At 62.2% G+C, this 13,864-nt stretch carries 16 protein-coding genes; 5 read left to right on the top strand and 11 right to left on the bottom strand.

The features are described 5' to 3' along the window. Positions 1–243: 243 nt before the first annotated feature. Genes ACERHN_RS06865 through ACERHN_RS06850 form a run of 4 tightly spaced genes read right to left on the bottom strand, consistent with a single transcriptional unit; the run spans position 244 to position 4,281 of the window. Positions 244–1,644: an FAD-binding oxidoreductase gene (locus tag ACERHN_RS06865; RefSeq protein WP_415921902.1), complete on the bottom strand. Its 1,401-nt coding sequence runs from the start codon at positions 1,642–1,644 to the stop codon at positions 244–246. Continuing rightward, positions 1,641–2,819: an amidohydrolase family protein gene (locus ACERHN_RS06860; protein ID WP_415921901.1), complete on the bottom strand. Its 1,179-nt coding sequence runs from the start codon at positions 2,817–2,819 to the stop codon at positions 1,641–1,643. The genes ACERHN_RS06865 and ACERHN_RS06860 overlap by 4 nt, the downstream gene beginning before the upstream one ends. Further along, positions 2,816–3,586 (bottom strand): creatininase family protein, encoded by a 771-nt coding sequence (locus ACERHN_RS06855; protein ID WP_415921900.1) that lies wholly within the window; start codon positions 3,584–3,586, stop codon positions 2,816–2,818. Before ACERHN_RS06855 ends, ACERHN_RS06860 begins: the two co-directional genes overlap by 4 nt. Continuing rightward, positions 3,583–4,281 (bottom strand): glutamine amidotransferase-related protein, encoded by a 699-nt coding sequence (locus tag ACERHN_RS06850; protein WP_415921899.1) that lies wholly within the window; start codon positions 4,279–4,281, stop codon positions 3,583–3,585. The genes ACERHN_RS06855 and ACERHN_RS06850 overlap by 4 nt, the downstream gene beginning before the upstream one ends. A 112-nt stretch (positions 4,282–4,393) precedes the next feature. Between ACERHN_RS06850 and ACERHN_RS06845 the strand changes: the two genes are divergently transcribed. Next, entirely contained in the window at positions 4,394–4,780 is a 387-nt protein-coding gene (locus ACERHN_RS06845) for a RidA family protein (protein ID WP_415921898.1), read from the top strand. A gap of 183 nt (positions 4,781–4,963) precedes the next feature. Here ACERHN_RS06845 and ACERHN_RS06840 read toward each other — a convergent pair whose 3' ends face one another. The 6 genes from ACERHN_RS06840 to hmgA form a co-directional block, all read right to left on the bottom strand. Continuing rightward, positions 4,964–5,179 carry a hypothetical protein gene (locus ACERHN_RS06840; protein ID WP_415921897.1) on the bottom strand — a complete coding sequence of 72 codons (216 nt, stop codon included), beginning with the start codon at positions 5,177–5,179 and terminating at the stop codon, positions 4,964–4,966. Beyond that, positions 5,176–5,700 (bottom strand): DinB family protein, encoded by a 525-nt coding sequence (locus tag ACERHN_RS06835; RefSeq protein ID WP_415921896.1) that lies wholly within the window; start codon positions 5,698–5,700, stop codon positions 5,176–5,178. Before ACERHN_RS06835 ends, ACERHN_RS06840 begins: the two co-directional genes overlap by 4 nt. 180 nt (positions 5,701–5,880) lie before the next feature. After that, on the bottom strand, positions 5,881–7,137 hold the full coding sequence (gene fahA, locus ACERHN_RS06830) for a fumarylacetoacetase (protein ID WP_415921895.1): 1,257 nt from the start codon (positions 7,135–7,137) through the stop codon (positions 5,881–5,883). Between the two features lie 130 nt (positions 7,138–7,267). Beyond that, positions 7,268–7,474, bottom strand: coding sequence for a hypothetical protein (locus tag ACERHN_RS06825; RefSeq protein WP_415921894.1), 207 nt, complete (start codon positions 7,472–7,474; stop codon positions 7,268–7,270). Next, on the bottom strand, positions 7,471–7,623 hold the full coding sequence (locus tag ACERHN_RS06820) for a hypothetical protein (RefSeq protein ID WP_415921893.1): 153 nt from the start codon (positions 7,621–7,623) through the stop codon (positions 7,471–7,473). The genes ACERHN_RS06825 and ACERHN_RS06820 overlap by 4 nt, the downstream gene beginning before the upstream one ends. Next, on the bottom strand, positions 7,623–8,978 hold the full coding sequence (gene hmgA, locus ACERHN_RS06815; RefSeq protein WP_415921892.1) for a homogentisate 1,2-dioxygenase: 1,356 nt from the start codon (positions 8,976–8,978) through the stop codon (positions 7,623–7,625). Before hmgA ends, ACERHN_RS06820 begins: the two co-directional genes overlap by 1 nt. Positions 8,979–9,041: 63 nt before the next feature. Between hmgA and ACERHN_RS06810 the strand changes: the two genes are divergently transcribed. Continuing rightward, positions 9,042–9,500, top strand: coding sequence for a MarR family winged helix-turn-helix transcriptional regulator (locus ACERHN_RS06810; RefSeq protein WP_415921891.1), 459 nt, complete (start codon positions 9,042–9,044; stop codon positions 9,498–9,500). A gap of 57 nt (positions 9,501–9,557) precedes the next feature. Further along, positions 9,558–10,391: an alpha/beta hydrolase family esterase gene (locus ACERHN_RS06805; protein ID WP_415921890.1), complete on the top strand. Its 834-nt coding sequence runs from the start codon at positions 9,558–9,560 to the stop codon at positions 10,389–10,391. Here ACERHN_RS06805 and ACERHN_RS06800 read toward each other — a convergent pair. Further along, positions 10,388–11,197 carry a division plane positioning ATPase MipZ gene (locus ACERHN_RS06800; protein WP_415921889.1) on the bottom strand — a complete coding sequence of 270 codons (810 nt, stop codon included), beginning with the start codon at positions 11,195–11,197 and terminating at the stop codon, positions 10,388–10,390. The two genes, ACERHN_RS06805 and ACERHN_RS06800, sit on opposite strands and share 4 nt — an antisense overlap. Positions 11,198–11,378: 181 nt before the next feature. Here ACERHN_RS06800 and edd point away from each other — a divergent pair, with 181 nt between their 5' ends. Then, positions 11,379–13,193: a phosphogluconate dehydratase gene (edd, locus tag ACERHN_RS06795; protein ID WP_415921888.1), complete on the top strand. Its 1,815-nt coding sequence runs from the start codon at positions 11,379–11,381 to the stop codon at positions 13,191–13,193. Then, entirely contained in the window at positions 13,194–13,838 is a 645-nt protein-coding gene (gene eda, locus ACERHN_RS06790) for a bifunctional 4-hydroxy-2-oxoglutarate aldolase/2-dehydro-3-deoxy-phosphogluconate aldolase (RefSeq protein ID WP_415921887.1), read from the top strand. Positions 13,839–13,864: the final 26 nt, after the last annotated feature.

Genomic DNA, 13,864 nt, shown 5'->3' with positions numbered 1-13,864 from the left:
CTGTTGGCGTCGCAAGGTGTCCCTCGCGTCCATATGTGGCGCTCTGAGTGGATCGCCGTTTGGTGTTGCAGTTTATCTGCGTTTTTATCGCCACCCCTTTTGGGGGACGCGGTGAGTTCAAACGATCACACGCATGGCGTCAACCCCATCTTCGGGCGTTGCGGAAACACAAATACTCGATATTTGTTGGCTTTATTTGCAATTCTCCGTCGTCCAGTGGTGCAAAACCGCCGTTTGGCGGGCTCATCCTTCCAAGGTTTCGATTTCGTCTGGACTGAGATGCGCGACATCGCTCCAGAACCTCGACTTTGCGCTGTTCAGCAGTCCCTTGGGGTCCATGCGCTTTTTCCATGCCAGGTGGGTGTAATCCGCCTTGAGCCCGCCGCCTTCGACATTCCAGGTGTGCGCGTCGTACACGGGAAACCCATTGGCCTCGTAGGTCGCGTTGATTTCGGCCAGCCGGTCAGCGGTCGAAAACCAGATGATGGGCAGGTCAAAGGTGACGATCTCACCACCAACGCGCGCGAATTCATGGTGCATCCAGACATCATCGCCCAGCTTTGGGCGCAGTGCTGAAATGGCCTGCGGGTCGGGCGGCGTGGGGCAGCCGACCTGTTGATACGTGGCAGAGCGATCCGCCTTGAGCACTTGCAAGGTCGTATGATTGTAGCTGAAATCGAAAACATGCGGCAGGTTCAACGCCTCCCGCTCTGCATCGCTCAGCATCAGGTCCACATGGCCCGACATCTCCTGCATCAGCGCAGTGAACGCGTTTCTGTCCTCCTGCGGGATCATTGACACAAGCAGGTGCTTGCCCGCGCGAATGTGGCCTTCGAGCCTGGGGAAATAGGCGCAGATGCGGGCATCCACCGTCGTGATCAGTTTGGCGGCGATAGCCGCGTCCTGTGCCACCGCGTATCCAGCTGCATAAGCCGTCTCATAATCGTCAAAGGTCGCCATGCACCCCGTCCAGTCGCGGCGCGGCACTGTGCGCAGGGTCACATCGGTGATCACCCCGTTCAGGCCCCAAGCGTGGTGGATATGCAGGGTGTCTTCGCCTTCGAACACGCGGCTTTGTGGTGCAGCCTCGACCGACATGGCGGTCAGTGCCATCAGGTTGCCGGGGTCCCGCAGCGCACCATTGGCAATCGACCCGATACCCGCACTGCCGCCCGCAACGAAACCACCGACGGTCGCGATATCCTGGGTCGACGGGAACATGGCCATTTCCTGCCCGCTGTCGGCCAACGCAGCGTTGATGTCGGCCATCAGCGCTCCCGCTTCTGCGCGGACGAACCCGTCGCCGACCTCAAGCACGCGGTTCATCGCCGTCGTCTCGATGATCAGCCCGCCATCCATCGGCACCGCCTGACCATAGTTGCCGGTTCCGCCGCCCCGCAGCACGATTGGCGCATCCTGCGCGTAGGCCAGCGCCAAGGTGTGCGCCATTTCCTCCGTGGTCTTCGGGCGGGCCACCAGATCACCGAAACACGTGCGCAAGCTGTCGTTCAGGATGGGCGAATACCAAAAGAAATCGCGACTGCGTTTTTTGATCAGCACGGTTTCGCGGATGGTTTCCACCGGGGCGAGAGCGTCTGCAAAAGCGGCCCAGTCGATCTGTGTCTTGCCGGATATGGATGTCATCCAAAAGCCTCCCTTGCAGGCTGTGGCGCGGCACGGCCGGACAGAACGTCCGACATGTTGTCCGCCGCATAGAGATTCAGTGCGTCACAGGCTGCGCCGTCGACATGTAAAGGATCTGCGCCCAGAGCCGTTGCGGCATGGGTTGTGATCGCGGGCAGCCATTGCGCCAGCGGCGGATCGAGATGGGCCGCATAGATCGCAAGGTTGAGCGCGGACATCGGATCATGTGCACCGGTGGGGCAGAAAGCGTCCGTCACGTTGTCGGAACCGACCACAATCGGGACACCCGCGTCGTGCAGTTCGCGCAGCCGTGTCAGGCCACGCCGGTCCGGCGTGCCATCGCGTCGCCCCTGTAGATAGAGGTTGGTCGTCGGCAGGGCACAGATATGGATGCGCGCGGCCAACAGCTTGTCGATGATGCGGGCCAGGTCTGCGCCCTGACGGTCGATCAGGCTGACGGCGTGCCCACACAGGATCGGGCCTTCGTAGCCGGTGGCGATGGCAGTGTCGGCAATCGCTTCCAGCCCGTTCAGGTCGCCCAAACCTTCGTCCACGTGGAAATCCAGCGGCAGCCCGTGCCGAACCGCCATGTCGAAGATGATCGAAAGCCCCGCCTGTAATCCCGGCTGATCATAGACAAACGCGCCGAGCACCGCATTGTCCCGTGCAATCTCGCGCGCCACCGCCTTGGCAAAGGCGGAGTCGATCCACTGCAGAACCCCGGTCAGAGCCGCACGCTGTAGGGGGCCATGGTCTGCGCCCAACGCGCCCAGGACCGACCACGCGAGGGGCGGGCTCGAATTGTCCCCCCAATCCACATGTGTCCGGATCAAACCGCAGCCATTGCGGCGTGCCTCGGCCATCCCGCGGCTGGCACGGGCGTGCAGGTCATCTTCGGTCCAGTGTTCCTTGTCCGCCCGCTGCGTCGCGATGGCCTGCGGCAGGTCGCCACCCACGGCGCCCATCCGGTGAACACTGTGGCATTTGTCGAGATGGCAATGTGCTTCGATCAGTTGCGGCAGGACGATACGGGCGGCACCGCCTTGCGGATCGGTAAGGCCGACCAGATGCCCGTCGCGCAGGACAGGCATCCCGCGCCGCATCGTGCCTTCGGTCCGACCGCCAAACGTATCCGGTGCGCGCAGCAGGTTCAGGGGGATCAAAACGTCCGTCATGGCGCGGCGGCCGTGTCGAACCGTGCGAAATCCTCGAGCCATCGGGCAAACCCGTCCGCCGCACTTTGCAAAAGGGTTTCGCCCTTGTCCGCTGTGGCCGCGCGGGCGTTTCCGGCGGCGCCGTCCCTGTTCAAATCTTCCATGATCCAACCCGGGCGGCCGGGCTGTCCGGTGAGGCCTGTGCGGTGGCCTGCGGTCTCCCACATGTGCATGGCCGTTTTGAAGTCCTGCGCCTTTTCCATCGCGACAAGGTCGGGGCGTGTCGCAAGCATCGCGCTGGTTTCTACGTCGCCTGCATGCAGGTCGTAAGGCAACTGGGTGGCGTCAAACCCGGACAGATCAGCAAAGGCGAACCAGCTGGCATGTGCCGTGATCAACCCGTGCCCGCGCCGGGCCGTGCGCGCGGCAATCTCGAGCACTGCGCTGTTGCCGCCATGACCATTGAAGAACGCAAGGCGCCGGATACCTGTGCGCGCAACGGATGCGGCTATGTCGTCAAGTGTGGCGAGCAGGGTCGACACGCCTAGCGTCAGAGTTCCGGGAACCGCGCTGTGTTCATCACTCTTGGTGATTGCGAGAGTCGGGAGTTGCAATGCCTGCGCGTGCGTTTCGACCCGCGACAGAACCGCTTCGGTCAGGGTTGTATCGACGCCGTACGGCAAATGCGGTCCGTGTTGTTCCGTCGCACCGAGCGGCAGGATGGCGATGGTGTCCGCAGGCAGCGTGGCAAAGCTGTCGCGGGCGCATTCCGACCACAGCGGGATCATGTCCGCGCTCCGAAAAACCGGTCGAGAAACCCGGTAAACCACGTGTCTTGTGCCGCATCATGGGCGTGCATGAGGCGGGACTGTTCTGTCTTGCTCTGAACGCCGGGCTCATCGTAGCGGCCCCATTCATCACCGCGCGCCATCCAGCGGCCAAAGCCGGTTTTGGTCTGTTCGGGATGGAATTGCAGCGCCATGACCGTGTCCCCCACCGCAAAGGCCTGATTTTCGAAAAGGTCGGAGCGGGCAAGATGCGTGGCCCCGCTGGGGATGTCGAACGTATGGAAATGGGCTTGGGTGAAATGCAGCGGCGTCGGCAACCATGCGCGGCCTGCATCCGTCGGTGCCACTTCGTAATAGCCGAACTCGTGCTGGCCATGACCGGGATCACCCGCGAAGGCGCCCATATGGTGCGCGATCATCTGTGCCCCCTGACACAGACCCAAAAGCGGGACGTCTGCGCGCATGGCTGCGTCGATCATTGCGTATTCGTCGTTGAGAAACGGATGGGTGCCTGCGTCATCCGCATTGTAGTTTCCGCCATAGACAACGACCCCTGCGAGGTCATCCGTCACGCCGCCCAAAGGATCTCCCTGAAACGGGCGGCGAATGTCAGCGGTGATGTTATGTGTTCGGCACCACGTGGTGATCCGGTCATCGGTTGGGTCGGCCTCGTGCCGTATACATAGGATCCGCATGCGCGTCTCTCCCTTGCAAATGGGGATGTCGTGCGGCCCTTGAGATGTGAATCTGTGCCAGAGATATGCGCAGACCCTTCCAAATTTCGTGGGGTTGCGCAAGGCTGCCCTCATGAAAGCCCTGAACCCCGACCATATCGCCCCGCCTTTTGCCCGTTACGCGCACGGGGTGGAGGTGCCCGCCGGGCACCGGCTTGTCCGGACGTCCGGTCAATTGGGGCTGACGGATGATATGGTGCCCGAGGGGGCACAGGCGCAGGCGGAGGTGTGTTTTGCAAATATTGCAGCGATCCTTGCCGAGGCGGGCATGGGGGCAGGTGATGTGTTTCATCTCAGCGCGTTTGTCACGGACCGGATGCACATGGCCGGTTATATGGCGGCGCGGGACACATTCCTGCGCGCACGCACGGTCCTGCCCAGTTCGACCCTGATGATCGTATCGGGATTTACGCGGCCCGCCTTTGTTGTCGAGGTCGAGGCGTGGGCCGCGGCCCCCTGAATTGCGCCGCTGCCGCGGCACACGATGTTTGCATCCCCCTCCGGTGGATGCTTTTGGTGCCTTGTGCGGGCGGCGTATTTTGTTCGGGAGCCGGTTTGGATTGCGGTCGGATTTGGTATTTTTGGCCAGAAGAAGGGGGCGCGCGTTTTGTCATTGGGTCTGCGCGCAACCGGTTGGTGGCGGTCAGGTGTCGTCAGGGTAATCCCGTCTGAGCAGTTTCGCGCCGGTCCAGACCGTCGTTCCGCCGAAAAACAGGCCCGCGATGCCAACGGCCTCCCATCCACCCGGACCTTGCGGCCATCCGCGATAGGCGATGGCCGCCACAAGCAGGGCGAGCCCCGCGAGCGAGATGGCGAGGCGAAAGCGGAGGTCTGCGCGGGTGGGGCCATACTTGTTCATTTGAAATAAAGCTCCGCATCGGGGTCACGTTGATATTCGAGGAAGAAATCATCGAGTTGCGGCGGTGCGATGCCTGCATCCTGGATCATGACGTGGGCCTGCCCGCGATGATGCACCTGATGTTGGAACAGGTGCAGGAGCAGGGCACCAACGGTTTCGGACACCATCCCTTCGCGGCGTTCGGTCTGTCGTGATGCGGCGAGCATATCGGTCGTGACCGCAGTGCAGAACCGGATGAGCCGGTCGTCGGTTTGAGATTGCGCATGGGCGAGGCGCGCGGCGGATGCGTGTTCGGGTTCCGCGAAGACGGTGCGCCCCGCGCCACCCTGTTCCAGTGCGTCAAGATAGTAGAGGTCCACCTGATGGATGTGGTTCAGCGTGGCCTTGAGCGAGCCGAAGAAGCCGGGCCGGGGGGCGGCGAATGCGATGTCGTCCATTTCGGCGACGGCGCGTGCCAGCCGTGCGTTGGCCCACGCATTGTTCTGCGCCATCCGGATGAGCATTTGGGAGGTGTTTGTCATGATCTCTGTGCCTGATTTGTGGCGCGCCAGTGGTGTTGGAGCGGGGGGTGCGCGCCCTTGTCGTTTCGATCGGACCTGACATGGATGAGGTGCGAAAGAGGTGTCATCGGGTTCGTCCTTTTGCTGTCGTGCGGACTGGGGCGCTGCCCCAGACCCCGTGGTATTTTTCGCCAGAAGAAATCAGCGCGTAAATGGGTTGTCCCGGGCAGGCAGGAGGGTGCCAGTGCAGGCGCCGAAACCGATCCTGTGGTCTGGGCCTTGTGCGTGGCCGGTGAGCGTGAGTGTGTCGCCGTCTTCGATAAATGTACGGGTGTCGCCGGTGTCGAGCGTCAACGGCTCCTTGCCGCCCCAGCTGAGTTCCAGAAGCGACCCGCGTTCCGGCCTGGTCGGGCCCGAGATGGTGCCGGAGCCCAGTAGATCCCCGGTGTTCATCGGGCAACCGGATGTGGCGTGGTGGGCCAGTTGCTGTGCGGCGGAATAGTAGAGCGCGCGGGCGTTGGTGCGGGTGATGGTCGTTGCGCGTTTTCCAGCGGGGGCGAGGGTCACGGTCAGATCGATATCATAGTGCATCGGGCCGGTGTCCCTGAGGTGGTCGAGCAGGGGGATTTCGCGCGCGGGCGGATCTGTCCGGAACGGCTCCAGCGCGGCCTTGGCGACGATCCAGGGGCTGATCGTTGTGGCCGTGGCCTTGGCCTGGAACGGGCCGAGGGGTTGGTATTCCCACGCCTGGATATCACGGGCAGACCAGTCGTTGAGCAGCACGTAGCCAAAGATTGCGGCGTCTGCGGCGTCCACCGTCAGGGGTCCATCCGACGCCATTCCGACAATTGCGCCCAATTCCAGTTCCAGATCGAAGCGGCGGGACGGAAGGAAAGCGGGCATGTCGTGATCGGGTGATTTCAGCTGTCCCCACGGGCGGCGGATACCCGTGCCGGAAACGACCACGGACGACGCGCGTCCATTGTACCCGATGGGCATATGCAGCCAGTTTGGCGGCAGGGCGTGTTCCGCACCGCGGAACATGGTCCCGACATTTGTGGCGTGGTGGCGGCCCGCATAGAAATCCGTGAATTCCGAAACAACCAGGGGCATGTGCAGCGTGGCGTCGGCCATGGGCACCAGCAACGGGGCCAGTTTTGCCGCCTCCCGCGCGCCTTCTGCCAGCAGCGTGTTGAGGCGATTGCGCAGCGCAGTCCAGACCGCGGGGCCCTGTTCCATGAGAGGGTTCCAGAAGGGGTCCTCGAACAGGCGTTCGTCCATGAGAGTGATCAGACCGGCTTTTTCAGCGGCGTGCATGTCCAGGATCATGTCGCCAATGGCCACACCGCAGCGGGGATCATCATCCGCAACGGAAAAGACGCCATATGGCAGGTTGTTGAGGGGAAAGTCGGTGGTCGCGCTGTTGGCGCTTTTTACCCAAGAGGTCAGGCGGGGCATGGCGCATCCAGTGCGGTTTCAGATTGTGTAGTGGGGATCGCCGGGCGTCTGCGATGCACGGTCTGGATCAGGGTACGTTTTGGATCAAAGACGGCACAGCACATGCGTTCATCCTTGGCAGGGCGGGCCGTCATCGATCCACGCCCGTGTCGTCCGGCCGTCCGAATTGTGCGGCTGGGTTCAGGTGGGGTGGGTCGGCACCGGGTTGCGGTTCTTCGCCCGGAATGTCGCTGCGAAACAAGGTGCAGAGTATGGTCGGCAATTGCCAAAGGGTGCACAGCGCAAGGAGGATCAGGGCCCATCCGAACCAGGAGAGTGAGGCAACGAATTCGGTCATGTTTCAGACCCGTCATGGCCACCTTGTGGTGGGCGGTCGCCATAAAGGTCAGGACGACCTGCGACAAAAATCCGCCACGCTGCACGCAGGGCAAGGCCGACCACAACCGCGATGAGACCGTAGAGCATGATCCAGGCTGTGTTTCCCATCACTTCTTGCCCGGGGTGCCATCGAATTTCTTTTCGATGTCGGACCAGCATGCGACATAGTCGTCCTGCAGGGGGGCGTCTTCGGCGGCAAATCGGGTGAGGTGCTGTGGAAAGCGTGTTTCGAACATGAAGGACATGGTGTTGTCGAGTTTGACCGCGTCAAGGTCCGCGTTGCTGGCCAGCTCAAACGCGGTCTTGTCCGGCCCGTGGGGCAGCATCATGTTGTGCAGCGACATGCCGCCGGGCACGAAGCCTTTGGGCTTTGCGTCATACTGGCCATAGATGTTGCCCATCAGCTCGGACATGATGTTCTTGTGATACCACGGCGGGCGAAAGGTGTCTTCGGCCACCATCCAGCGTTCGCGGAACAGGACAAAATCGATATTGGCCACACCCGGCTGACCCGACGGGGCCGTCAGCACGGTAAAGATCGAGGGATCCGGGTGATCAAAGAGGACCGCGCCCACGGGACAATAGGTGCGCAGATCGTATTTGCAGGGGGCGTAGTTGCCGTGCCACGCCACCACGTCGAGGGGCGAGTGCCCAATGCGTGTTTCATGGAACTGGCCGCACCACTTTATGGTCACCGTTGAGGTGGCATCGCGATCTTCAAATGCGGCAACGGGGGTTTTGAAGTCGCGCGGGTTGGCCATGCAGTTCGCGCCGATGGGGCCGCGGCTCGGCAATTCGAATTTGGCCCCGTAATTCTCGCATACGAACCCGCGGGCCGGACCATCCAGCACTTCGACCCGGTAGAGCAGACCACGCGGCAGGATCGCAATTTCCTTGGGCTCCAGGTCAATGATCCCCAGTTCCGTGCAAAACCGCAGCCGACCGTCCTGGGGTACAACCAGCAATTCGCTGTCGGCGGAGTAGAAATACGCGTCCTGCATCGACTGCGTCACCAGGTAGATATGGCTGGCCATCCCGACCTGGGTGTTGACGTCGCCCGCAGTGGTCATGGTGCGCATACCGGTGAGCCAAGTCAGATCACCCTCCCCGTGCGGTACGGGATCCCATCGGTACTGCCCAAGGCTGGTGACGTCTTCGATGACGTGCGGCGCGCTTTTCCAATAGGGCAGGTCGATCCGTGCATATCGGTGTGCGTGTTTGACCGAGGGGCGGATGCGGTAACACCATGTGCGTTCTGGGCGGACATCCGTGAATGCCGTCCCGCTCAGCTGTTCACCATAAAGGCCATAGTTGCACTTTTGCGGTGAATTCATGCCCTCGGGCAAGGCGCCAGGCAATGCTTCGGTCTCGAAATCGTTGCCGAACCCGGGCATGTACCCTGCGGTGATCCCGGCACCGGTCGGGGCCTGGACCAGAGCGTTTGGCGCGGATTGGCGGTTCATCGGTCTCTCCCCATTGCGTGCATCTCTTCAGACTAATAGTTGTATTTGTAACTAACAAGCGGAGTGGCTGTGTCTGATTTCGATCTCGAAGACTTTCTGCCGTATCTGTTGAATCAGGCGGCAGAGGCGTCGAGCCTTGCGTTTCAGCAGATATACAAGGACCGCTACGGGATGTTGCGGAATGAATGGCGCGTGTTGTTCCATCTTGGCATGTATCACCGGATGACGGCTCGCGAGATCGCGGAGCGGGCGCAATTGCACAAAACCAAGATCAGCCGCGCCGTTGCCAAGCTCGAGGCGCGGCGGTTCCTGGTCCGGTCCCGAGATGCTGCGGACCGGCGGTTGGAACATCTTTCGCTGACAGCGGCTGGGCAGGCGGCATTTGCCGATCTGCGGCAGGTGGCTGAGCGGTACGATCGCGCATTGGTGGCGGACATGACGGTGGAGGAGGCGCGCCGCCTGCGTACGGCGCTGGCGCGGCTGGGACAGCGCGATGTTACGGGACCGATCAGCGGAAATTGATTTGTCAGCGGTGCGCTGACGTCACAGGGTTGGGCCAACCCAATTGGAGAAATTGCTATGCGCCGTCTGTTTATGTCCCTCGCCGCTCTTGGAATTGCTGCGCTTGGCCTGACGACCGCAGCGCAGGCGCAATCACAAACCTGTGGCGATGCGGAAACGCCGTGTGAGACGCAGAGCGGTGACTACCACTATGCCACGCCATCCGCCGCGCCCAAGGGCATCGTGATGCATTTGCATGGCGGCGGCGGACGCGGGCGCGGCTTGTTGACATCTGGTCTGGCCAAAGCAGCGCTGGAGCGCGGGTTTGTCTTTGTCGCGCCCAATGGCTGGCATCCCGAAAACCGGTGGCAGCGCGACTGGTCCGTCGCCGCGAATGGCTACAGTCACAACCGGAATGACAAGGCCTTTTTGGCCGAGGTCATGGCAGATGTCCGGGCGCGCACGGGCGTCGAGGACGGTATGGTGCTGCTGGCAGGATTTTCGCGGGGTGGGTCAATGGTCTGGGACATGGCGTGCCAGGTGCCGGACTTTGCGGACGCGTACGCGCCTCTTGCGGGGGCCTTCTGGGACGATCTGCCGACCGAATGCGCGGCGCCGGTGCGCCTGTTTCACACCCATGGCTGGAACGACCGCACCGTCCCGCTCGAAGGGCGGTCGTTTGGCGCGGTGGTGCAAGGCGACGTATGGGCCGCGCTCAAGATCCTGCGCGCGACCAATGGCTGCGACGCGCGCCAGCCGGAAAAGAACAGCTATGAAGGGGACCTGTGGTTCCGGCACTGGACGGACTGTGCGGCGGGCGAAATCCAGTTGATGCTGCACAAGGGTGGGCACGGCGCACCCAAGGGATGGGCCGACCGGATGATGGATTGGTTCGTCGAAACCGTAGGTTAGAAGTTCAGTTCAACACCGGGCAGGTTCAGCGCCTTGACCAGGTCGCGCAGCTCCTGACGGGCGGCCACGTTCGAGATGTTCAGCTGTTTGACACCGATGTCCTTGAGATCAAGCAGGGTCAGCCCGCGCGGAAACAGTTCGCGAAAGATCACCCGTTCGGAAAAGCCCGGCGCCACGCGGAACCCGATACGTTTGGCCAGTGCGGCCAGAACGCGCTCCATCTTTTCCTTGTTGACCATGCGCTGTGCGCCGACGCGGTTGCGCACGACGATCCAGTCGATGGGTTTCAGCCCCGCCTGCGCCCGCAACTGCCGCGCATTCCATACCATCTCGGAATAGACCGACGGCCCAAGGATTTTCTCACCGGTCGCGTCCGTCTTGGCCAACAGGTCGAAATCGACAAAGCTGTCATTCAGGGGTGTGATCAACGTGTCGGCCAGCGAATGCGCCACCTGGCTCAGCCGTGTATGCGATCCGGGGCAGTCGATGAGGATAAAGTCGTTGTCCGGTTCCAACGTCGCAACAGCCGCCGACAGCCGGTGGTCATAGATGTTTTCGCCCGGTTTCAGTGCATCCGCGTCAATCTCTGGCAGGTCGTGCACGTCCGGGCAGGCGAGGTCGAGTTCCGCGGACTTCACAAACGCCTGCCGGTTTTCGACATAGCGGCCAAAGGTCCGCTGGCGCAGGTCAAGGTCCAGCGCGCTGATCTTGTGACCCATGCGCGCAATTGCGGTTGCCACATGCATCGATACGGTCGATTTGCCCGCGCCGCCCTTTTCGTTGCCCACCACAATGATGTGCGCCATGCCTGTCCCCTTGTCGCGTGTTGCCGCGTATCGTGTTGCGCACACTATATGTTGTGGCAGCGCCCTTGCCTAGCAGGCTCAGGCGTTTTCCTGCGGCACCATGACACGATTTCCTGTTAGCGCTACCAGGTTGTGCGTGGTATAGCCCGCGCAAATCCATTCGCGCGACAAAGGAGATCCCATGCCGCTGAATGATACAGTAAAACGGGTGACCGACCGTGTCATCGAACGCAGCGCGACATCGCGCCGTCGCTATCTGGACCGTATGGCCGCTGCCAAGTCTCAGGGGCCCGCGCGGGCGCACCTGAGCTGTTCCGGGCAGGCGCATGCCTTTGCCGCTGCCGGCGAGGACCAGTCGCGGCTGGCCGAAGTGTCCGCAGGCAACCTTGGCATTGTCACCGCCTATAACGACATGCTGTCGGCACATCAGCCGTTTGAGCGGTATCCCACGCTGATCCGCGATGCCGTGCGGGCCGCGGGCGGTACGGCGCAGGTCGCAGGCGGCGTGCCTGCCATGTGTGACGGCGTCACCCAAGGTGAAGCGGGCATGGAGCTGAGCCTGTTTTCGCGGGACGTCATTGCGCTCGCTGCCGGTGTTGCTCTCAGCCACAACACGTTTGATGCGGCCGTGTATCTCGGGGTGTGCGACAAGATCGTCCCGGGCCTGATCATTGCGGCACAGTCCTTTGGCCATATGCCAGCCGTTTTCCTGCCTGCGGGGCCCATGACGTCGGGCCTGTCCAATGATGAAAAGGCAAAGGTGCGCCAACGGTATGCCGCCGGTGAGGCCACGCGCGAAGAACTTCTGGCGTCGGAAATGGCGGCCTATCATGGTCCGGGCACCTGCACGTTCTATGGCACGGCCAATACCAACCAGATGCTGATGGAGTTCATGGGCCTGCACTTGCCGGGATCGTCCTTTGTGAACCCCAACACGCCCTTGCGCGACGCCCTGACGGTCGAGGGTGCGCAGCGCGCGCTGAGCCTCAGTGCGCTTGGCAACCACTATACGCCCGTGGCGAATGTGCTTGATGAAAAAGCATATGTGAACGGGATTGTCGGGCTAAACGCGACGGGCGGGTCTACGAACCTGTTGATCCACTTGATTGCGATGGCGCGCGCGGGTGGGGTCATCCTCGACTGGGAGGATTTTGCCGAACTGTCCGAGGTCACGCCATTGCTGGCGCGGGTATATCCCAACGGTCTGGCGGACGTGAACCATTTTCATGCCGCTGGCGGCCTTGGCTATATGATTGGCGAGTTGCTGGGCGCCGGTCTCTTGCATGACGACACGCAAACGGTCGCGGGTGAGGGGTTGGAGCATTACACGCAGGAGCCCAAGCTGATTGATGGTGCTTTGACCTGGACCCCTGGCGCAGGCGAAAGCCTCAACGACAAGATCGTGCGCCCGGCCTCTGATCCGTTCCAGCCAACGGGTGGTTTGAGCCGGTTGGCCGGCAATCTCGGCACCGCGGTCATGAAAGTATCCGCTGTGGCGCCCGAACATCGGTGCGTCGAAGCACCTGCGCGTGTTTTTCATGATCAGGACGCGGTGAAGGCTGCGTTCAAGGCGGGCGCTTTTGCAGAAGGCGATGTGGTGATCGTCGTGCGGTTCCAGGGTCCGAAGGCAAACGGGATGCCGGAGTTGCACAGCTTGACACCCATGCTTGGCATCTTGCAGGGACGGGGGCAAAAAGTCGCCTTGGTCACGGACGGGCGCATGTCCGGTGCATCGGGCAAAGTGCCCGCGGCAATCCATGTGTGCCCCGAAGCGCTCGATGGTGGACCGATTGGACGGATTGCTGACGGAGATATCGTGCGCGTGGATGGTGACACGGGCGCGCTCGAGGTGTTGACGACGGGTGCGTTGGATCGTCCCCTTGCCACCGCGGATTTGTCGGATAATCAGTGGGGCGTCGGACGGGATATGTTTCATGCGTTCCGCAACACGGTGGGGTCCGCCAATACGGGCGCCACGGTCTTTGGAGATTTTTAGATGATCACTGCAAAAGCGGCGTCGGTGCGCGCCCGGGAAATCTGTGAATTGGCACCGATTGTGCCGGTCCTGGTGGTCGAGGATGTCGCGCATGCCGCGCCTTTGGCCGAAGCGCTGGTCGCGGGTGGATTGCCTGCGCTGGAGGTGACGTTGCGCACGCCCGCAGCGCTTGAGGTGATTGCGGCCATGGCGGCGGTGCCGGGTGGCGTCGTTGGTGCAGGTACATTGGTGACGCCGGAAGACGTGGCCGCAGCCAAGGAGGCAGGGGCGCAATTCGGCGTGTCGCCCGGTGCGACAGATGCGTTGATCGCAGCCTGTGAAGCCGAGGGCCTGCCCTTGCTGCCGGGTGCTGCGACGGCATCGGAAGCCATGGCGCTTTTCGAGCGTGGCTATGACATGTTGAAATTTTTTCCGGCAGAGGCATCCGGTGGTGCGCCCGCATTGAAGGCGATTGGTGCGCCATTGCCGCAGATATCGTTCTGTCCGACAGGCGGGGTCAGCCCGTCGAATGCGGCGCAGTACCTGAGCCTGTCCAATGTGGTTTGCGCCGGCGGCAGTTGGGTGGCGCCCAAGGACAAAGTTGAGGCTGGTGATTGGTCCGGCATTGAAGCGCTGGCCCGCGACGCGGCGGCACTGGCGCGTTAGGGCGTCGTCGGGCGGCTCTGTTTGCT

This window comes from Tateyamaria rhodophyticola, from assembly GCF_047777875.1.
Classification (GTDB): domain Bacteria; phylum Pseudomonadota; class Alphaproteobacteria; order Rhodobacterales; family Rhodobacteraceae; genus Tateyamaria.
Note: the sequence above shows the minus strand (reverse complement) of the source record. Positions and strands in the feature narration are given on the sequence as shown.